20 protein-coding genes are annotated in these 18,492 nt (G+C 61.8%); 11 read left to right on the plus strand and 9 right to left on the minus strand.

From position 1 onward, the window contains the following. Window positions 1-507 precede the first annotated feature (507 nt). From ACE039_RS05210 to ACE039_RS05220, 3 genes are all read right to left on the minus strand, one after another. On the minus strand, window positions 508-1,620 hold the full coding sequence (locus ACE039_RS05210; protein ID WP_485821839.1) for a hypothetical protein: 1,113 nt from the start codon (window positions 1,618-1,620) through the stop codon (window positions 508-510). Window positions 1,621-1,877: 257 nt separating this feature from the next. Next, window positions 1,878-2,675, minus strand: a complete 798-nt coding sequence (locus ACE039_RS05215; protein WP_485821840.1) for an IclR family transcriptional regulator — start codon at window positions 2,673-2,675, stop codon at window positions 1,878-1,880. Next, the gene (locus ACE039_RS05220; protein ID WP_485821841.1) at window positions 2,672-3,304 is read right to left on the minus strand and encodes a flavin reductase family protein; all 633 of its coding nucleotides are present in this window, start codon (window positions 3,302-3,304) and stop codon (window positions 2,672-2,674) included. The genes ACE039_RS05215 and ACE039_RS05220 overlap by 4 nt, the downstream gene beginning before the upstream one ends. Window positions 3,305-3,552: 248 nt before the next feature. Here ACE039_RS05220 and ACE039_RS05225 point away from each other — a divergent pair, with 248 nt between their 5' ends. From ACE039_RS05225 to ACE039_RS05250, 6 genes are all read left to right on the plus strand, one after another. Further along, the gene (locus ACE039_RS05225) at window positions 3,553-4,521 is read left to right on the plus strand and encodes a Bug family tripartite tricarboxylate transporter substrate binding protein (protein ID WP_485821842.1); all 969 of its coding nucleotides are present in this window, start codon (window positions 3,553-3,555) and stop codon (window positions 4,519-4,521) included. A gap of 81 nt (window positions 4,522-4,602) precedes the next feature. After that, window positions 4,603-4,983 carry a RidA family protein gene (locus tag ACE039_RS05230; RefSeq protein WP_485821843.1) on the plus strand — a complete coding sequence of 127 codons (381 nt, stop codon included), beginning with the start codon at window positions 4,603-4,605 and terminating at the stop codon, window positions 4,981-4,983. Between the two features lie 12 nt (window positions 4,984-4,995). Beyond that, a complete protein-coding gene (locus tag ACE039_RS05235) occupies window positions 4,996-5,883 on the plus strand; it encodes an amidohydrolase family protein (RefSeq protein ID WP_485821844.1) in 888 nt (295 codons plus the stop codon). Beyond that, entirely contained in the window at window positions 5,880-6,743 is an 864-nt protein-coding gene (locus tag ACE039_RS05240) for a fumarylacetoacetate hydrolase family protein (RefSeq protein WP_485821845.1), read from the plus strand. Before ACE039_RS05235 ends, ACE039_RS05240 begins: the two co-directional genes overlap by 4 nt. Before the next feature lie 90 nt (window positions 6,744-6,833). Then, window positions 6,834-7,538, plus strand: coding sequence for a 2-oxo-hept-4-ene-1,7-dioate hydratase (gene hpaH, locus ACE039_RS05245; RefSeq protein ID WP_485821846.1), 705 nt, complete (start codon window positions 6,834-6,836; stop codon window positions 7,536-7,538). A gap of 10 nt (window positions 7,539-7,548) precedes the next feature. Then, the gene (locus tag ACE039_RS05250; protein ID WP_485821847.1) at window positions 7,549-8,316 is read left to right on the plus strand and encodes an aldolase/citrate lyase family protein; all 768 of its coding nucleotides are present in this window, start codon (window positions 7,549-7,551) and stop codon (window positions 8,314-8,316) included. A gap of 76 nt (window positions 8,317-8,392) precedes the next feature. On the opposite strand, the gene ACE039_RS05255 is transcribed toward ACE039_RS05250, so the two are convergent. Then, a complete protein-coding gene (locus ACE039_RS05255; RefSeq protein WP_105557777.1) occupies window positions 8,393-8,602 on the minus strand; it encodes a hypothetical protein in 210 nt (69 codons plus the stop codon). Window positions 8,603-8,747: 145 nt separating this feature from the next. On the opposite strand from ACE039_RS05255, the gene ACE039_RS05260 reads away from it, so the two are divergent. The 3 genes from ACE039_RS05260 to ACE039_RS05270 all read left to right on the plus strand — a co-directional run bounded on the left by ACE039_RS05260 (window position 8,748) and on the right by ACE039_RS05270 (window position 11,203). Continuing rightward, window positions 8,748-9,404, plus strand: a complete 657-nt coding sequence (locus ACE039_RS05260; protein ID WP_485821848.1) for a DUF7716 domain-containing protein — start codon at window positions 8,748-8,750, stop codon at window positions 9,402-9,404. A 70-nt stretch (window positions 9,405-9,474) separates the two neighbouring features. Continuing rightward, window positions 9,475-10,281 (plus strand): DUF7822 domain-containing protein, encoded by an 807-nt coding sequence (locus tag ACE039_RS05265; protein ID WP_485821849.1) that lies wholly within the window; start codon window positions 9,475-9,477, stop codon window positions 10,279-10,281. Between the two features lie 121 nt (window positions 10,282-10,402). Further along, entirely contained in the window at window positions 10,403-11,203 is an 801-nt protein-coding gene (locus ACE039_RS05270; protein ID WP_485821850.1) for a DUF899 domain-containing protein, read from the plus strand. 30 nt (window positions 11,204-11,233) lie between these two features. Here ACE039_RS05270 and ACE039_RS05275 read toward each other — a convergent pair whose 3' ends face one another. Beyond that, window positions 11,234-11,683 carry a hypothetical protein gene (locus ACE039_RS05275; RefSeq protein WP_485811434.1) on the minus strand — a complete coding sequence of 150 codons (450 nt, stop codon included), beginning with the start codon at window positions 11,681-11,683 and terminating at the stop codon, window positions 11,234-11,236. A 37-nt stretch (window positions 11,684-11,720) separates the two neighbouring features. Next, the gene (locus ACE039_RS05280) at window positions 11,721-13,634 is read right to left on the minus strand and encodes a B12-binding domain-containing radical SAM protein (RefSeq protein WP_485811433.1); all 1,914 of its coding nucleotides are present in this window, start codon (window positions 13,632-13,634) and stop codon (window positions 11,721-11,723) included. A 189-nt stretch (window positions 13,635-13,823) separates the two neighbouring features. Between ACE039_RS05280 and ACE039_RS05285 the strand changes: the two genes are divergently transcribed. Further along, the gene (locus tag ACE039_RS05285; RefSeq protein ID WP_485821851.1) at window positions 13,824-14,252 is read left to right on the plus strand and encodes a hypothetical protein; all 429 of its coding nucleotides are present in this window, start codon (window positions 13,824-13,826) and stop codon (window positions 14,250-14,252) included. Between the two features lie 19 nt (window positions 14,253-14,271). Here ACE039_RS05285 and ACE039_RS05290 read toward each other — a convergent pair whose 3' ends face one another. Then, window positions 14,272-15,300: an NADP-dependent oxidoreductase gene (locus ACE039_RS05290; RefSeq protein WP_485821852.1), complete on the minus strand. Its 1,029-nt coding sequence runs from the start codon at window positions 15,298-15,300 to the stop codon at window positions 14,272-14,274. Window positions 15,301-15,412: 112 nt separating this feature from the next. On the opposite strand from ACE039_RS05290, the gene ACE039_RS05295 reads away from it, so the two are divergent. Next, complete coding sequence (locus tag ACE039_RS05295; protein ID WP_485821853.1) at window positions 15,413-16,324, plus strand: LysR family transcriptional regulator; 912 nt, start codon at window positions 15,413-15,415, stop codon at window positions 16,322-16,324. A gap of 11 nt (window positions 16,325-16,335) precedes the next feature. On the opposite strand, the gene ACE039_RS05300 is transcribed toward ACE039_RS05295, so the two are convergent. Next, window positions 16,336-17,481 carry an alpha-hydroxy acid oxidase gene (locus ACE039_RS05300; protein WP_485821854.1) on the minus strand — a complete coding sequence of 382 codons (1,146 nt, stop codon included), beginning with the start codon at window positions 17,479-17,481 and terminating at the stop codon, window positions 16,336-16,338. A 155-nt stretch (window positions 17,482-17,636) separates the two neighbouring features. Next, window positions 17,637-18,443 (minus strand): hypothetical protein, encoded by an 807-nt coding sequence (locus ACE039_RS05305; protein WP_485821855.1) that lies wholly within the window; start codon window positions 18,441-18,443, stop codon window positions 17,637-17,639. Window positions 18,444-18,492: the final 49 nt, after the last annotated feature.

An 18,492-nucleotide genomic window follows, 5' to 3' on the forward strand; every position in this document is an offset into this window, starting at 1 on the left:
CCGATGTAACGTAGCTCTATTCCGCAGCGGGACCGCTGACATAAACTCTCCACTCCTGACAACCTCTAGCGTGAGTGATGAACAGACAATCTTACGCATTGAAAAAACTAGGTGGAATGGGATCTGTACTCAATTTTTTCTTTGACTATTTTGAGATAGACCTATATTCCTAGAAAAATAGGTTCCACTACGCCACTAGGTCAATCAAAATTTATTTTTGTCAGACAAGATTCTAATGAATTTGTCGAAACCTTGACGCCGACAGCCAATTACTACCAGTCAGCTGTCAGCCTCAAGCAAGTCACACAGACCGATCGCATTGCATGGAACTACGCCGCAGCATCAGCAAATTGTCGCGCTATTAGCTGAAGGGTTATTCTATTATTGAAACTAAACATAGAGACCAAAGCGAAATAGTTTTCTTCCGAGGTGTTAGAGAACTGATCGCTTATAGCATCTTCGAAAGGCCAATTCGAGCACACCCACCAGCGCAAAACATCGGGATGATTAATTTTCCGAGATTGATTGCATTGACTTTTTGAGAGTCGCACCTGCCTTTGACCAGCCGCGAACGTCGCGTTTCTCCACTACGACTCGCAGGCCTTCGATGGTGTCGCACGCCCCCCCTTTTTCCGCATCGGCACACAGCTGCACGTAATACTGACTTCCAATTCGGGAGAGAATTGTAATATTCTTGTAGGCATAACCACGGGCATCTCCCACTACGATTTCGTGAGGTACGCAGCTAGACGGCGGCGATTCGGATTGACACGCAGCACTTAATACCGCCGCTCCTGCATCGCTAACCGTCAACACAACCCCGCGAACATCACCAAGGCTTAAGATTCGAATAGCCATTCCATGCACATAACCCAAGTTCTGCGTCATGAATACCAAAATAAATACTAGGTATGCAGCGACGCCTACTATTGCAAATAAACTTGGGCGCCCCTCCTTGCCGAGGGCCGTGTTTGCAATAGACACAAGCAAACACCACACGGCAAGGAAAATCCATTGAAGCGAGTGGGAAAATTGCGAAATGCTTGATTGAGGCGCTGGATGAAAGAGAAACACCGCAATCAGGCAAACAATCCCTTGCACCCCGATCAAGAATAAATATCTTGCCCACTTTCGAGTCCAGCGCATAGTAAAAAATACCAGCGCCCCAAGAAACACCAAGGGCAGACCAAAAAAGAACCAATCTTGGTCAGCCGCGGAACCGCCCCAGAGGATTGCGATCCACGCCACCGTACTTGTCAAAACGATTACCGGTACCCCATATTTTTTCCCAACGTCAGGTTTATATAAGTTCGTGACACCAAGAAGAGTGGGAAAAAGAAGGCTTGCCCCGAGCCAAAATATTTGCACTCCCCCGAGCAGAGCTGCAATGACAAGAACTCCGGTAATACTTGGTAGATCGAACTCGGGGATGAAGCCCAATGGCAAAAAGTATGTCAGCAGCGTGAGGGCACCAAGCGCCACGGTCGCCATTCCTGCTATGCCGGGATGCTTGCAGACGAATGTCCCACTACGCTGAATGAAGCTAGCCACATCTCTGAGAACCGGGTCAACCTCCGGAGTCTTGATCTCAGGCGAGCTCATCGCAGTGTGCGTGAGCACGGAGTTTTCCGATTTAGCGACCATTTTGGAGAACGCTTCCAAATAATCAGTTATAAGATATCCGCGCCTGTGCGCGCCAGAAGCCTCCGCTGGAGGCGGCAAGAGTGTATGTCCTTCTTTCCGAAAAAAAGCCATTACGCATCTCATCGAAACCATCAGACATCAGCGCACAGATTAATATTAAATATCTAAATGATACTTTAGTTACTAAATTTAGCACACCAACTGCACTAGCGACTAGCGGAGCCATTTTTCTTCTAAGAGTCGCCTCCCCTTCGCACCCGCCCCCACCTCCCCGCAATCCCCCCCGCCGCCGCCTTCATCCTCTCGACCACCATCCCAAACCTCCCCACCCCCAACCTCTCCGCCATCGCCGTAACCGTAATCGCCCCCAGCGCCACCCCTCCTTCCGTCAACACCGGCACCGCCACCGCACTAGTCCCCGGCATCAGCCCGGCCGGCGCATGCGCAATCCCCTCCCTCCGCGCCACCTCAACCCGCGCAATCACATCCTCCACCCGCTCCCCCATCACCTCCAGCCTGGCCGCATTCCCCCGCACCAATTCCACACTCTCCTCCCTCCCCAAACTCGCCAACAACGCCACCCCCGACACCCCCACGCCCAGCGGCCGTCTAACCCCCACTTCAATCGACAGCACCTGTATCGGATGCCTGCCCGTCCGCCTTCCAATACATATCGAATCGTGCCCATGTCGAATACTCAAAAACACCGTATCCCCCACCTGATCGGCCAGCTCGCTCATATACGGGTCCGCCAGCGTCAGCAGCGGAAAGCGCCGCGTCCGCGCCAGGCCCAGCAAACTGATCTCTTGCCCGATCAAATACCGTCGCGTTTCTGAATCCTGTTCAACCGCGCCCTCTTGCACCAGCGTCTTCAGCAAGCGATGCACGGTGGGCCGATTCAAGCCGGACATGCGTTCCAGATCCACCAGCCGCACGCCGCGTTCTTGTCCGCAGGCAATCAGGCGCAGCAGCGCCAAGGCCCTGCGTACCGTCTGCGCGCCGGATGCGCTTTTGTCTTCTGATTCGGTCACGTGACCTCCGGTTTGATAATGGATTTGGGCGTCTGCTGAATACCCCGCTTGGTGACGATGGGGCCTAGCGATGCATAGTTCGGCCCGCCGATGCGGCAGATGGGGCGTAGTAGTGCCGTATCGATCTTGCCGTCTTGCAGCAGGCCATCGCGTATATGGAACATCACCACTTCGCCCACGAAGAACTCCGCGCCGGTGTCGCCAAACGGGGTGACGCTATGAAAGCGGCATTCCAGGCTGATGGGCGCGGCGGCAAGTCTGGGGGTGTCGATAACGGCGCCGGGAAGCACGCTTAAGCCCAGCACGTCGACTTCGCTGATTTCGGGCGGGTGTTCTTGGGCGCTGTCGTGCAGGGGATCAAGCAGGGTTTCGTCGCCGACGTTGACGACGAAGTGGCGGTTGGCCAGGATGTTCTCGGCGGTGTCTTTGCGTTTGCCGGCTTTGCGGCCGATGTTGACGCCGATCATGGGCGGTTTGTTTGAGACGAAGGTGTAGCAGCTGAACGGAGCCAAATTGACGCCGCCGTGGGCGTTGACGCTGCTGATCCACGCGATGGGCCGTGGCACGACGATGCCGCTCAGCAGGCGGTAGGTTTGTTCGGGGTTCAGGTCGCTGGCGGGAAAGTGCATGATGGGTCTGGCTCCGTAGTCCGGATATTGAACATTCAACAATGAAGAAAACCGCGTGCGCAATAGGCGCCCAGGCTAATTCTCCGGCGAAACAAGGTCCCACCAAAAGCCGCCCACAAAGCAACCTGCCAAAAGAGTCCAACATCCGGAACTTTTCTTGAAATTCGGATTGTTCAGCGGCGCGGTAATTTCTAGAGTGTCGTCAAACACAACAAACAAAACGTGATGACACGACCAGGAGACAAACCATGCATCGCAATGCGCTTCGCGCCTGCGCCACGGTGGCGCTGACCGTTCTGACTTCCATGGCGCACGCCGCGTGGCCCGAGAAACCCGTGAAGATCGTGGTGCCCTATCCGCCGGGCGGCAATGTGGATGTGGCGGCGCGACTGATTGCGCCGGGCTTGCAGGCGGCGTTTGGGCAGCCGTTTATTGTCGAGAACAAGCCGGGTGCGGGCGGCATGATTGCCGGCGAGCAGGTGGCGCGGTCCGAGCCCGATGGCTACACCTTGTTCATGGCGGCGAACGGGCCGCTGCTGTTCTCGCCGCTGATTTTCAAGCGGGATGCGTACAAGTGGGATCGGGACTTTGCGCCGATCAGTTCGGTGTCGTACACGCCGCTGGTGTTGCAGGTGAAGCCGAGCGTGCCGGCGCAGACGCTGGCGGAATTGCTGGCGCTGGCGAAGAAAGAGCCGGGCAAGCTGAACATGGCGTCTCCGGGTGCGGGGACCACGAATCATCTGGTCAGCGAGCTGTTGCAGTCGTTGACGGGCGCGCGTTGGACGACGGCGCAGTACAAGGGCAACGCGCCGGCCACGACCGATCTGTTGGGCGGGCAGGTGGATTTCAACTTTGATCAGATTTCGGTGGCGCTGCCGTATGTGAAGGAAGGCCGCTTGCGCGCGTTGGCGGTGACGACGGCCAAGCGCGTGCCGTCGATGCCGGACGTGCCGACGTTTGCGGAAGCGGGTGTGCAGGGCATGGAGGCGGCCACGTTTACCGGGCTGCTTGCGCCGAAGGGCACGCCGCCGGATGTGCTGAAACAGTTGAGCGAGGCGCTGACCAAGATTCTGGCGCAGCCCACGATTATTCAGCGTTTTGATGATCTGGGTGCCGAGGCGCGTGGTAGCTCGCCCGGGGAATTCACGCGCTATCTAGCTGCGGAAGACGCGCGCTGGACGCCGATCATCAAGCGCGCGGGCATCACGGCGAACTGACGCCACACATTGCGGTGACGCCCTCGCATCGCCGCTTCCATCCCGCACATTATTCATCACCCGCCCCATACGGAACCCGCCATGAGCAGACACAGCATTTACGCCGAAGGCTTCAGCCACAAGAATCCCATTCCCGCTGCGTGCCGGATTGGGCCCATGCTGTATTCGGGCAGCATTCAGGGCACCGACCCGGCCACGGGCACATATGGCGCGACGTTGGAGCGCCAGTGCGAACTGATGTTCGACCACGTGCGGCGCATTGTGGAAGCGGGCGGCGGCACGCTGGATCAGATCGCGAAGATGACGGTGTGGATGCGCGACCGTAGCCAGCGCGCGGCGCTGAATGCGGTATGGCTGCAAGCGTTTCCGGATGCGGAGAACCGGCCAGCGCGGCACACGATGCAGGCCGATCTGGATGGCGACAAGCTGATCGAATGCGATTTTGTTGCTGTGATCGGATAAGGGAGACAGACGATGGCGCAGTATCAACCCTCGCAATATCAGCCTTTCAACCCCTATCCGACCGCCCCGGCTACCCGCCTTCCGCCGCACTCCTGCGATAGCCAGTTTCACGTGTTCGGCTCCGCAGACCGTTACCCCGTGCGCCCCGGCGCGGCGTACGAGATGCCCAGCGCCACCATTGAGACCGCGCTGGGCCTGCACCGCCTGCTGGGCATCGAACGTGGCGTGATCGTGCAGGCCACGACCTATGGCGCGGATCATCAGGTAGTGCTGGACGGCCTGGCCGCCGCCGGCCCGTCGTATCGCGGTTGCGCGAATGCGGTGGTGCTGGCCGAGCGTGACGACACCTACATTCAGAAACTGCACGATGCGGGCGTGCGCGGGGCGCGGTTCACGCGCCAGGGCTTGGGCATCAGCATGGCGCCGGCCGTGTTTGACCGCGCCATTGCGCGCATTCGTGAACTGGGTTGGTACGCCAAGTTTCAGCCTGAGCCCGACGGCATGATGGCGCAGGCGGCGCAGTTTGAAGGGCTGGATATTCCGGTGCTGCTGGATCACATGGGGCGTGCCGATCCCACTGCAGGCGCGGCAGATCCGACTCGGCAGTTGCTGGAGTCGTTGCTACGTCGCGGCAACTTCTGGGTGATGTTGTCGTTGACGGAAAAGATCTCTCGCACCGGCCCGCCTTGGGACGACGTGACGCCACTTGCGCAAGCGCTGATCGCCGCCAACCCCGACCGCGTAGTGTGGGGCAGCGACTGGCCGCATCCCGTCTCCACTAAACCCACGCCCGACGAGGGCCAGTTGGTGGACCAGTTGGCGCGTTATGCGGGCGACGCCGCGACGCTAAAGAAAATCCTGGTGGACAACCCCGCTCGCTTGTTTGGATTCGACGAATGAAACTGCTGACTTATACGCATGAAGGCCGCGCGCACTTTGGCGCGCTGCGCGGCCAGGACCAGATCGTGGCACTGGATGGGCATGGTTATGACAGCCTGCGCGCCGCACTGGAAGCTAACGCCCTGCCCGCGCTGGCCAAATTGGCGGACTCGCTTCCCGCCACGCACAAGCTGAACGAGGTGCGGCTGTTGCCGCCGATCCCTTCGCCAGAAAAAATCATCTGCGTCGGCGTGAACTACGGCAAGCGCAACGAGGAATATAAAGACGGCAGCGCGCCGCCCGCCTACCCCAGCGTGTTCCCGCGCTTTCCAGGTTCGTTCGTGGGCCATGGCGAACCCTTGCTGCGCCCCCCGGAATCCGAACAACTGGATTACGAAGGCGAGATCGCCATCATCATCGGCAAGGCCGGACGCCGCATCGCTGCCGAAGACGCCTGGAGTCACATCGCGGGCCTGACCTGCCTGAACGAAGGCACGGTGCGCGACTGGCTCAAGCACGGCAAGTTCAACGTAACGCAAGGCAAGAACTTTGACGCCAGCGGCTCGATGGGGCCGTGGATGGTGACAGCCGATGAGTTTGATCCCGCCGCGCCCTTGACGGTGACCACGCGCGTGAACGGCGAACTGCGCCAGCAAGACGCTACCGACAACCTGATGTTCCCGTTCGCGGAACTGATCCGCTACATCTCCATCTGGACCACGCTGCAACCCGGCGATGTGATCTCCACCGGCACCCCCATCGGCGCGGGCGTGCGCTTTACGCCGCCGCGCTTCTTGAAGCCGGGCGACGTGGTCGAGGTCGAAGTGGCCGGCATTGGCGTGTTGTCCAACCCCGTGGCCGACGAAGTCGCCGCGCACTGATCAGGAGCCTTCCATGCTTAACGACGAAGACCGCGCCCGCGCGGCCAGCTTGCTGCTTGAAGCCGAGCGTAGCGGCGTACCACCACGCAGTTGGACCAGGCGTTTCCCGGTATTGAGATTGCCGATGCGTATGCCATTCAGCAATGCAATATCGACCAGAAGATTGCCGACGGCGCGAAGCTACGCGGCCATAAGATCGGCCTGACGTCCAAGGCCATGCAAAGCACCGTGGGCATTGACGAGCCCGACTACGGCCATTTGCTGGACACGATGTTCTTTCAAGATGGGCAGACCATCCCCACCGACAAGCTGATCGTGCCGCGCGTGGAAGTCGAACTGGCCTTCGTCCTGGGCAAGCCGCTGCAAGGGCCGGACGTCAGCTTATTCGACGTGCTGGATGCCACGGATTATGTGGTGCCCGCGCTGGAACTGATTGACGGGCGCAGCAAGTACCCGCGTCGCATCGTGGACAACATTGCCGACAACGCGGCGTGTGCCGGCATCGTGCTGGGCGGTCGCCCGGTGCGGCCGATGGATATTGATCTGCGCTGGGTTGGCGCCCTGCTTCTTAAAAATGGCGTGATCGAAGAATCAGGCGTGTCGGCGGCCGTGCTGGGGCATCCGGCGTTGGGTATTGCGTGGTTGGCGAACAAACTTGCGCAGCACGACGCCGGGCTGGAAGCCGGGCACGTCGTGCTGGCGGGGTCTTTCACCCGCACCGTTGCCGTCAAACGCGGCGACACGCTGCATGCCGACTACGGCAAGCTGGGCAGCATCTCGGTGCATTTCTCATAAGGCGGCGCGCATGGAACTCCCCATCAATACGTTCAAACGCGCCCTGCGTGAACAGCGTCATCAAACCGGGCTGTGGGTCACGCTTGGGGCTGCGAACAGTACCGAACTGGTCGCGGCCAGCGGTTTTGATTGGCTGCTGCTGGATACCGAGCACACGCCCGTGGTGCTGCCGACGGTAATGGCGCAGTTGCAGGCGGCTGGCGCGTATAAGAGCCATCCGGTGGTGCGCCCTTCTTGGAATGACAAGGTGCAGATCAAGCAGTATCTGGATATCGGCGCGCAGACGTTGTTGCTGCCGTATGTCCAGAACGCGGACGAGGCGCGAAGCGCGGTGGCCGGTATGCGTTATGCGCCGCGCGGCGTGCGCGGTGTCAGCGGCACCATGCGCGCGACGCGGTATGGGCGCGTGCCGGACTATATGCGCCGGTGCGAAGAAGAACTGTGTTTGCTGGTGCAGGCCGAGACGGGCGAAGCGCTAGAGAACCTGGACGCCATGATTGCGGTGGATGGCGTCGATGGGGTGTTTATCGGCCCCGCGGATCTGGCTGCCAGCTTGGGGTATCCGGGCGAGCCGCAGCATCCGAAGGTGGTGGCAGAGGTGGAAAACGCGATTCGCCGGGTGCGCGCCGCCGGCAAGGCGCCGGGGGTGTTGACGGGTGACGAGGCGCTGGCGCGTCGGTATATCGAAGCGGGTAGCTTGTTTACGGCTGTCGGCGTGGACGCGGCGATCCTGGTGCGATATTGCGATGCGTTGGCGGGGCGGTTTGCGGGAGTGTGACGACCTTGACTGGCCGTCTGACACACTGCCGTTCAGCTATTACCGAAAAATGCAGTCTGACGCCATATTCCGGAGATCAATTGCTTCGGCGCAACCGATCCGTCGACTGCTTGTTCAAGCGCTGCGCTTCCTCTTCCGCGTAATCTTCCTCGCCCTGCTCGTATTGGCCTTCATACATGCAGCTGCTGCGGACCAGTCCGCATTCGCCAACGATTGAAGAACACCCGGAACTCAGCGCAGCAAGAAACAGCACTACCCCGTAACGGCCCAACTTCTGCATCGACATATCGCTCCTTGATGATCCGGGTAGTGTACGGGCGAGGATGCCGCATGCGGCCGCGTGGCTCGGTAAAAAATGGTTTCAGACTGCGGGGGTGAGTTAGCGGAACCGTGATCTGGCATCATCGTCGCTTTCGACCGATAGATTCTCCATGGCCAAGCTTTTAAGCCTTCTAGACAGCATCGAAGCCATCGCTGCCTGTCACGACGATAGGGATGTATGGGACCGCTATTCCTGGGTCTACGTGACGGATGGCGTTCCGCTCGTTAAGGCGCAGATCTATTTGTCTTGCAGCGAAGACGAGATCGAGCCCGTGGTCAATGAAGAAGGCGAGGAACATCCCGCATTCGCCGTCGAGCATGGGCTGGTCACTTATCTAGAGGCCGCCACCTTCGCCGACGTGCTAAGCGTTCAGAAACGGCAGCAGCCGCTTTCACAGCTTGAAGATTATGCGGCTGCGCTTGAACACTACGCCGAGCAGGATGCATTTTTGGATCGCGGGGAGTTTTATACCGGCGACAACGAGCCGCAGCCCTTGCCCGGCATCTCGCGTGACCTTTACGCTGAGTACGATCTGCACCTGATGACGTGCCCGGCGGACCACATCGCTGCTGCGGCACGGGCGACCGCTGAACTGCTGCAGATTGGCGTAGCCGACGCGCTTGCCCGTTGTAGGCGGCTGCCATTGGTGCTTGGCGAACGCATCGATGCGCGGGAGCGCGATCGCATCGAAGCGCGATTCGCCAGCATTTCCTTGCCGCTGCAGCGCACGACCCATGTATCGTTTGCTTGGCAAACGGGCCGCTAGGGCCGCGCTATCAGCTCGGTCTGACGCCGTACCGTGCCAATCACCTGTTCCCTTTTCTCTCGGACTATCCATGGCCAATCGCTCCTATCTCTACAGCTTGAGCAATCGTCCCAGCTCCTACGCAGACCGCCCCGAGACAATTTCCGGCCTGTCCGAATGGCCTTACGCCGTGCCATTCATCTACCGCCTGCTGATGTCGGGAGATCCACAGCTTTGCGCGTCGCTCGTGGACGATGGTTTCGATAGCGACGAGTCCGACGAAAAGCCGCGCCTGTATGCGATCAGCAGCGAATTCGATGCCGGATTCCAGCGGGTGAAACGCTTCGCGGAGATTGTGCGCGCGGCGGCCCGCCTATCGGCAAGTGGGCCGCAACCTGCCGCCACATCGCAGTCGCCGTCCTTTGTCAGCCGACTGAAGCAGGTATTCTCGCCTGGCCGAGACACATCCGTGGATGCGGAGCCGGCGCCGTCTCCGGAGGTCGGCGACCTGCTCGCCGGCCTTGACGAAACCATCACGTTTCTGGATGCCCACCGCGACGTATATCTGCTATTGGAAACCTTCGAGCTGGACACCATGTCCGAATCTGAAGAGGCCCGGTTGAAGGCGCGCGTCGAGCAGGAAATTGCACGATACGTACAGGCAGGGGCGGCTGTAGACGCGCTTCCGGCCGACATCGATCAGGCAGGACGACAACTGGTGTTGGCGACCCGCCAACCCGGCACGCCCCCGCTGGACGCCTTTTTCGGCTTGCGTTTGGACGACGAATTCGACAGCACGCGCACGGGTGAAACGGAATATCCGTTGGGGTTGCAGTGGTTCGATACGTTGTGCTTGGAATTGCTCAACCGCAGCGAATTTGACGCGCAACAAGACTAGTAGGCAACGGGCGCCCTGCCGCCAGTAAGCCACTGAAATAGCGCCACATTTGTTACTCCCCGGCGACCTCCGATGGTGCAAAACTGTCTTTACATCACCGCACTTCGGAGGATTCTTAGCCATGACCACGCCTACTCCATCCAACGGCCGCGTCGGCCAGACCGCCATGCACACGCCCCCCATCGTCACCCCCGATGAATGGGAATCCGCCCGCCAGCGGCTCTTGCTGAAAGAGAAAGCCCACACCCGCGCGCGGGACGCCTTGGCCGCCGAACGCCGCCGCATGCCCTGGACGCCTGTCGACAAGGAATACGTCTTCGAAGGCGCTGACGGTTCCGTCACCCTGCGCGACCTGTTCGACGGCCGCCGCCAACTGATCGTCTACCGCGCCTTCTTCGAACCCGGCGTTTACGGCTGGCCGGAACACGCGTGCCGTGGCTGCTCGATGGTGGCCGACCAGGTCGCCCACCTGGCCCATCTAAACGCCCGGGATACCACGCTGGTTTTCGTTTCCCGCGCCCCGCAAGCCGACATCGCCCGCCTAAAGGCGAGCATGGACTGGAAGATGCCGTGGTTCACGCTGACCGACCGTTTCGATGCGGACTTTGGCGTGGACGAATGGCACGGAACGAACGTGTTCTTTCGCGACGAAGACCGCGTATTCCGAACGTACTTTTTGAATAACCGCGGCGACGAGCAGATGGGCGGAACGTGGAACTATCTGGACATCACGCCGCTGGGCCGGCAAGAGGCTTGGGAGGATTCCCCTGAAGGGTATCCCCAGACACCGGCCTACCAGTGGTGGAACTGGCACGACAGCTATGTCGCCGGTGCGCCGCCGGACCAGAAGTGGGTAGAAGTCTCTGATGCGGGCGAGAAGGCGTTCAGGGAGCATTGCGCCGGGGCTAAGCCGTCGACGTAGCCACCCCGCTTGCCGAGCACGACGCGCTGATTATTTGGCCGGCGCAAATATTATCTTGACCGGACTATCGGGCTTGTATGAGGCGGATGCAGGCCCGAACTTGGGATCAAAGCCCGGATGCCAGGCCCTAAGCTCCACGTCGGAAATCCATTCCAACTGCAGTTGGTCATCCGGCGAAAAAGAACCGAATTGCGCCAGCGCATTCACCGCGGACTGGCAGTTCTCTGATGTGCCGGACTTTAAGACCGACACCTGGGTTTTCTCAGTCCACGTCATGGCGCCCGGTTGAGGGCATTTGCGCACTTCAACGTGGTATTGGCCTTGGGGTGACGGCAGATCCACGATGATCTTGTTTGGGCCGCATCCGGCCAAAAGCGCGGTCAAAAGCGCAGCCGATGGCGCCAGGAGGGTAAGTCTGTTTCTCATCGAGCTACCTTGTGACTGCCTGGGCAGCCGGTCCGTGAACACGTCGATCGCCATGATACCCGGCGCGACGTTTCGGGACGCAGAAGACGACTTACCCCTGCTGGCTCAACGCCCTGGCGATCCGGTTCCGCGACACCGTCGTCTTTGGCACCTTGAACGGGAACCACGTCCGCACGTCTTCTTCCAGCCCGATGCCGTGCATGTAGTTGTAAATCGCCTTCTTCAGCGCTTTACCCAGCGCATCATGATCCACGCCGGTCGGGTCATGAAAACCGATATCGTTCTTGGCGAATGTCACGTCGGGCAGCGGCTGTAGCGTCACCCCGTATTCCTCGGGATTCTTCCCCACCGGCGAATGCACCGTACAGGCGAAGCGGTGAAAGAACCCGCTTTGGATACAGCCGTTTTCGAACAGTTGCCGCACATATTCCAGCGCATCCACGGTGTCTTGCACCGTTTGCGTGGGGAAACCGTACATCAGGTACGCGTGCACCAGGATGCCGGCGTCGGTGAACGCACGGGTGACGCGCGCCACCTGGTCCACCGACACGCCCTTCTTCATCAAGGTCAGCAGCCGGTCCGACGCGACTTCCAGGCCGCCTGATACGGCGATGCAGCCGCTGTCGGCCAGCAGTTCGCAGAGTTCCGGGCTGAAGGTCTTTTCGAACCGGATGTTGCCCCACCACGAAATGCCGGCGTTGCGATCGATCAGTTCCGTTGCCAGCGCCTTCAGTGATTTCGGCGGTGCGGCTTCGTCGACGAAGTGAAAGCCGGTTTGCCCGGTTTCTTGCACGATGGCTTCGATGCGGTCGGCCAGCACCGCCGCCGATGCGCCTTCGTAGCGGCCGATGTAGTCCAGGCTGACGTCGCAGAAGCTGCATTTCTTCCAGTAGCAGCCATGCGCCACGGTCAGCTTGTTCCAGCGGCCATCGCTCCACAGGCGGTTCATGGGGTTCAGCATGTCCAGCAGCGACAGGTAGCGGTCCAGCGGCAGGCCGTCCCAGGTGGGCGTGCCCACTTCGGCGAAGGCCACGTCGGGTTCGACCAGGTTCACGTACTGGACGGCGCCCGAGTCCTTGTTGCGCACGAAAGTGCGGACCAGGCGCTGGCGCGAGCGCTTGCCTTGCACGTGTTCCAGCAGCGCCAGCAAGGGGCGTTCGCCGGCGTCCAGGCAGACGAAGTCGAAGTAGTCGAACACGCGCGGATCTTTCAGTTCGCGCAGTTCTGTGTTGACGAAGCCGCCGCCCAGCACCGTGACGATACTGGGGTCTTGCGCCTTGATGGTCTGGGCGATGCGGAAGGCGGCATAGACGGCGCCGGGGAACGGCACCGACAGCAGCACCATGGTTGGCGTGTGGCGGGCCAACGCGTCAAGCGTCAGTTCGCGCAGCGTGTCGTCCACCAGCGTGGGCGGGGACGCCAGGGCGTTGGCCAAGGGATCGAAGGTGGGCTGGCTGCCGGCCAGGGATTCGGCGTAGCGCACGAATTCAAAGCGCGGGTCGATGGCGTCGCGCAGCACGTCGGCCAGGTCGTTCAGGTACAGCGTGGCCAGGTGCTTGGCGCGGTCGTGCAGGCCCAGCGCGCCAAATGCCCAGCCCAGGGGGTCGCCGCCGTCTTCGTCCAGGTAGACGTCCAACGAGCTGAAACGGGGGCCTTCGGGCAGGAAATGGCGGCCGACGATGCGGTGCGCCAAGGTGGAGTCCCGGCCTTGCAGGAACGCGATCGTCGGGCCGATGGTGGACAGGTAGCGTGACTGCATCGCCACGAACGCCTGGATGGGAGGCGTGTGTTTTGCAATGGGCATCGCCTCGATGCGTGCCGCCACGGCGCGCAGGCCGTCGGTGGACAGCAGGCGCAACACTAGCGCCAACGCCAGGTCTTCCTGGAATGCGGTGACGTCACGCGAACGCAGGAAGCCCGTCAGGTAGGCGGTGGACGGGTAAGGGGTATTAAGCTGCGTCATCGGCGGGATGACCGACAGCACGCGTACAGGCGAGGTGGACATGGGGCACGGCAGGGTTGCCGTCAAAAAGCGGGGATTAGGGGAATTATAGGCAGTGCCAGCCGACTCGCCCGCGGCCCGCTTGAAACGCGGGAGCCTGCCAATGTTGAAATTCGCCTGGAGATCTATCGATAATCGCCAGGAAACCTGTACGCTCATCCCGAACATCGAACAGAAACGCACGCCTTGCCCATGCGCAACCCAGACCTCTTCGCCCCGCCCAGAAAACAGCGCCCTGCCCGGCAGAATTCCCTGCTTTGGATTCTTGAACCGCTGGAGCGCGATGCCGAGTACGCACGCCGGAAGATGTTCGGTTGCGATGCCGCGTACCTGGACGGGCTGCTGTATCTGGTGGTGGCCGACCGTGAAGCCCCCTGGGACGGCGTCATGGTGTGCACGTCGCATGAACGCCAGGCGGCACTGATGGCCGATTTTCCAAGCCTGGTTCCTCATCCGCAACTGGGAAAGTGGCTGTACCTGCCACAGAGCGACGAAGCGTTCGAGGCGATCGCGGCCCGGCTTGTACAGCTTGCACTCGCGCGGGACCCTCGGTTCGGGGTAGTGCCTAAACCGAAGGCCCGGCGCCGCAAGCCCTGGCGGACCGACGATCACGCCGGCTGACGATAGCGTCGGTTAACGGTTACGGCGCCACGCGCACCACCAGCTTGCCGAAGTTCCGCCCGTCCAGCAGGCCGATGAACGCCTGGGGCGCCTGCTCCAGCCCATCGACCACGTCTTCGCGCCACCGCAGCTTTCCTTCTTTGATCCACTGCGCGGCTTGGCGCTGGAACTCCTGATGCTGCGCATCCGTGAAGTCAAACACCAGGAAGCCCCGCAGCGAGATCCGCCTGGCCAGGACTTCGCGCATCGTGGCGGGCAGGCGGTCCGGGCCGCTGGATGTGGCTGGGTCGTCGTTGTAGTTCGCGATCAGGCCGCACACGGGCACGCGGGCGAAGTCGTTCAGCAGCGGCAGCACGGCATCCCACACGTGGCCGCTGACGTTTTCGAAATAGACGTCGATGCCATCGGGGCAGGCTTCCGCCAATTTCTGCGCGAAATCGGGCGCGTGGTGGTCGACGACTGCGTCAAAGCCCAGTTCATTTTTCACGAAGGCGCATTTCTCGGGGCCACCTGCGATGCCCACGGCGCGTGCGCCGTGAATGCGGGCGATCTGGCCCACGATCGAGCCTACCGCACCGCTGGCGGCAGCGACGACGACGGTTTCACCGGGTTTGGGCTGGCCGATGTTGAGCAGCCCGCCGTATGCGGTGAAACCCGGCATGCCCAGTACCCCCAATGCGGTGGACGGCGGTGCAATGGCCGGGTCGAGCCGGCGCAGGCCGCTGCCGTCCGACAGCGCGTAGCGTTGCCAGCCGGATTCGGACAGCACGATCTCGCCTTCGCGCCAGTCGGGATGGCGGGACGCCTTGATCCGGGCCACCGTGCCCCCAACGATGACGTCACCGATTTCAATGGGCGGCGCGTAGGACTTGGCGGCACTGACGCGCCAGCGCATGTAGGGATCCAGGGACAAGGTCTGGATTTCCAGCAGCACCTGGCCGTCGCCGGGTTCCGGAATGGGGGCATGTTCAAAGCGGAAGTCGCTGGGCTTGGGGCGTCCGACGGGGCGGGATGCAAGGACGACGCGCAGGTTTTGATGGTCAGACATGGGAGGAATCTCCGGGGGTTCAGGTGGGCCGATTGGCAACAACTCGATCCTAGGCATCCTCGAGAGATAAAGGTAGACTGAATTCCCATAATGCAGACTTAACGGATTGATAATGTCAGGCGACTTCGACCCTGCCCTGTTGCGCACCTTTGTTGCCGTTTGCCGTCATGGCAGCCTGAGCCGCGCCGCGGACCAGGCCGGACGGGCGCAGTCGGCGCTAAGCACGCAGATACGGCGGCTGGAGGAAATGGTGGGCAAGCGGCTGCTGCACCGCACGGGGCGCGGCATGTCGCCCACGACCGAAGGCGAATTGCTGCTTAGCTACGCCAACCGCATCCTTGCGCTGGGCGAAGCGGCTGCGGCCCGGCTCCGGGAACGCGCGGTGGCGGGCAGCGTCCGGATCGGCCTGTCCGAAGACGTGGCGGTGGTTGCCCTGCCCGCCGCCCTGGGCCGGTTGAAACGTTCATGCCCCCAGCTGCATCTGGAGGTCGTGGTGGACGATGGCGAAAGACTGGCCGCGCGCTGGCAGGAAGGCACGCTGGATGTGGCCGTAGGCGTTTGCGCCGGCTTTGTGGACGAGCCCGTCGAAACATGGTCAGTGGACCTGCACTGGGTGTGCGGCATCGACGATGCGCCGGACCCCGACCAGCCGCTGGACATGATCGTGTACGCGGAACCGTGCTCGTGGCGCCGGCTGGTATTCGATGCGCTGACCGCGGCGGGACGCGACTTCCGGGTGGCGCTGACCAGCCACAATGTGGGCGCCACCATCGCGGCAGTCGAAAACGGTCTGGGCGTGGCGGTGCTGACGACCGAATGCGTGCGGCCCGACACCATGCGGATTATCTCGATCGGACCGGACGGCGCTTCGGGCCTGAGCGCGCAGTTCGGCATGTACGCGTCGAAACGGCTGAACGAAAGCGGCCGGGCCGCGGTATCGTTGCTGCGTGAAAGCCTGCGGGGCTGGACCGCGCCCAGGATTGCCGCGGAACACCCCGGCCTGGCTGGCCTGGTGGAAGCCTGAACCCGCGCCGCTTACCGGAACCGCAAATGCCGCCGCTGCAGATCCGCGACAGACCTGCAGCCCATCAGCTTCATGGCGCGTTCGATCTCGATGCGCATCAGTTCCAGCGAGCGCTCCACGCCGGGCCGTCCGGCTGCCGCCAGCGGGAACAGGTAGTAGCGGCCCAGCCCCACCGCCTTGGCACCCAGCGCCAGGGCCTTGAGCACGTGCGTGCCGCGCTGCACGCCGCCATCCATCATCACGTCGATCCGGTCGCCCACGGCGTCCACGATTTCAGCCAGCTGGTCGAAGGCGCTACGCGAACCGTCCAGTTGCCGGCCGCCGTGGTTCGATAGCACGATGCCGGTGCAGCCGATGTCGACCGCCCGTTTGGCGTCTTCCACCGACATCACGCCCTTCAGGCAAAACTGGCCGTCCCATTGCCGCACCATGTCGGCGACGTCGTCCCACGACATCGCCGGATCCAGCATTTCGGTGAAATAACGGCTGATCGACATGGCGCCCCCGCCCATGTCGACGTGGCCGTCCAGCTGCGGCAGCCGGAACCGTTCGTGCGTGACATAGTTGAGTGCCCAGGCGGGCTTGGCCGCAAACTGGGCGATGCCGGCCAGATTGAGCCGGAACGGAATGGCGAACCCGGTGCGCTTGTCGCGTTCGCGGTTGCCGCCAGTGATGCTATCCACCGTCAGCATCATGACCTGCACACCGGCGGCTTTGGCGCGCACCATCATGTCGCGGTTCAGGCCCCGGTCTTTGTGAAAATAAAATTGGTAGACCTGGGGGCCGCCGCTGATCTTGCGCGCTTCTTCCAGGCTGACGGTGCCCAAAGAGGACACGCCGAACATCGTGCCGTACTTGCCTGTGGCCGCCGCGACGGCGCGTTCGCCATCGTGATGAAACAGGCGTTGCAGGGCCGTGGGCGAACAATACACGGGCATCGCCAGCTTCTGGCCCATCACGGTCACCGACATGTCCACCTGCGCCACGCCCCGCAGCACGTCGGGCACCAGATCGCAGGCTTCGAACGCCTGGGTATTGCGGCGGTAGGTCGTTTCGTCATCCGCCGCGCCGTCGATGTAGTTGAAGATCGGGTCGGGCAACCGCTGGCGCGCCATGCGGCGAAAATCGTGGAAATTCTGGCACTGGTTCAGACGCATCGGAAGGCCCTTATCAACGCTGCACGGGTAGACACGCGTACGGACGACGGCCGCTACGCCGTCGTCATCATATCGTCAAACGACCCATCCGCCGCCGAATCAAACCGGCGCCAGCGCCGCGAACGTAGTCTTGACGCCCCGCATGCCCATGACGTTCATGTCGACGCCGGCCGGGATGGCGTCAAGCCGTGGCCAGCATCGCGATCGATCTCCCCGATCAGGCCTTCAAGCCATGCACGATGCGCGGCGAAATTACCCAGGTGCGCCTCGGCGGCATTCCTTTCGCTAAGGTAGCGGTCCAGGTACCGAAAGCCCACCGCCTGCGCGGCTTGCCGCAGCGTGTCGTCCGGCATGTCGCGTTCGTACAGGAAATCAAAACGATGCAGCCAGAACCCTTGCTCGGTGCGGGCGATCACGTCGATATCGCGCGGGCGTTCGATGCTGTAGCGGTTGAACTCCAGGCCGCCTTCGTCTTCCAGGACGGCGTAGACCATGCCGTCCTGGTCCCAAAGCGCAAGCCAGGCCGGGCCATCGGAAGCGGCGGGCCGGGGATAGGCGCGGGTGGGCGGCCCCAAGCAAACGCCGCGGAACGCCTCGTGCAGGCAGTTGCCGGATGACAGCTGAACCAGCGGCTCGGACACGCCAAGTTGCCGCAGCGCCGCCGTCCGTTGTGCCTCGCGGCGTTCAGCCATGTCAGCGACGATGCCGTCGCAATGCCGGCACACGCGTGCGTCCCGCAGGATGCGCTTGCCGCATCCCGGACAATCGATATGCGCCGCCAGGACTGGCCGCCCGGCTCGGGCCGAGCGGTCGACGATCACCCTCAGGAAGATGCCGGCCACGACCGGGCTGATCAGGCAGGCAAGCATCGTCCAACCGACTGCATTGCGCCCCCGCCCGGCTGCCAGGAACCCGACGGCAATGGACAGCGCGACCCAAACGAGGATGAGGTAAATAAGCATGGCGCGATGTTAAACCGGGAGCGGACGCGTTTTTTTTCGCGCCCGCTTC

The organism is Achromobacter maghribensis, from assembly GCF_057334215.1.

What these genes read in the sequence shown, in the direction of transcription:
- ACE039_RS05250 (WP_485821847.1), top strand. Translation starts at nt 7,549, where the DNA reads ATGGAACTCCCCATCAATACGTTCAAACGCGCCCTGCGTGAACAGCGT.
- ACE039_RS05255 (WP_105557777.1), bottom strand. Translation starts at nt 8,602, where the DNA reads ATGTCGATGCAGAAGTTGGGCCGTTACGGGGTAGTGCTGTTTCTTGCT.
- ACE039_RS05300 (WP_485821854.1), bottom strand. Translation starts at nt 17,481, where the DNA reads ATGCGTCTGAACCAGTGCCAGAATTTCCACGATTTTCGCCGCATGGCG.
- ACE039_RS05275 (WP_485811434.1), bottom strand. Translation starts at nt 11,683, where the DNA reads ATGGCGATCGACGTGTTCACGGACCGGCTGCCCAGGCAGTCACAAGGT.
- ACE039_RS05295 (WP_485821853.1), top strand. Translation starts at nt 15,413, where the DNA reads ATGTCAGGCGACTTCGACCCTGCCCTGTTGCGCACCTTTGTTGCCGTT.
- ACE039_RS05235 (WP_485821844.1), top strand. Translation starts at nt 4,996, where the DNA reads ATGGCGCAGTATCAACCCTCGCAATATCAGCCTTTCAACCCCTATCCG.
- ACE039_RS05290 (WP_485821852.1), bottom strand. Translation starts at nt 15,300, where the DNA reads ATGTCTGACCATCAAAACCTGCGCGTCGTCCTTGCATCCCGCCCCGTC.
- ACE039_RS05220 (WP_485821841.1), bottom strand. Translation starts at nt 3,304, where the DNA reads ATGCACTTTCCCGCCAGCGACCTGAACCCCGAACAAACCTACCGCCTG.
- ACE039_RS05285 (WP_485821851.1), top strand. Translation starts at nt 13,824, where the DNA reads ATGCGCAACCCAGACCTCTTCGCCCCGCCCAGAAAACAGCGCCCTGCC.
- ACE039_RS05240 (WP_485821845.1), top strand. Translation starts at nt 5,880, where the DNA reads ATGAAACTGCTGACTTATACGCATGAAGGCCGCGCGCACTTTGGCGCG.
- ACE039_RS05225 (WP_485821842.1), top strand. Translation starts at nt 3,553, where the DNA reads ATGCATCGCAATGCGCTTCGCGCCTGCGCCACGGTGGCGCTGACCGTT.
- ACE039_RS05265 (WP_485821849.1), top strand. Translation starts at nt 9,475, where the DNA reads ATGGCCAATCGCTCCTATCTCTACAGCTTGAGCAATCGTCCCAGCTCC.
- ACE039_RS05280 (WP_485811433.1), bottom strand. Translation starts at nt 13,634, where the DNA reads ATGTCCACCTCGCCTGTACGCGTGCTGTCGGTCATCCCGCCGATGACG.
- ACE039_RS05230 (WP_485821843.1), top strand. Translation starts at nt 4,603, where the DNA reads ATGAGCAGACACAGCATTTACGCCGAAGGCTTCAGCCACAAGAATCCC.
- ACE039_RS05260 (WP_485821848.1), top strand. Translation starts at nt 8,748, where the DNA reads ATGGCCAAGCTTTTAAGCCTTCTAGACAGCATCGAAGCCATCGCTGCC.
- ACE039_RS05270 (WP_485821850.1), top strand. Translation starts at nt 10,403, where the DNA reads ATGACCACGCCTACTCCATCCAACGGCCGCGTCGGCCAGACCGCCATG.
- ACE039_RS05305 (WP_485821855.1), bottom strand. Translation starts at nt 18,443, where the DNA reads ATGCTTATTTACCTCATCCTCGTTTGGGTCGCGCTGTCCATTGCCGTC.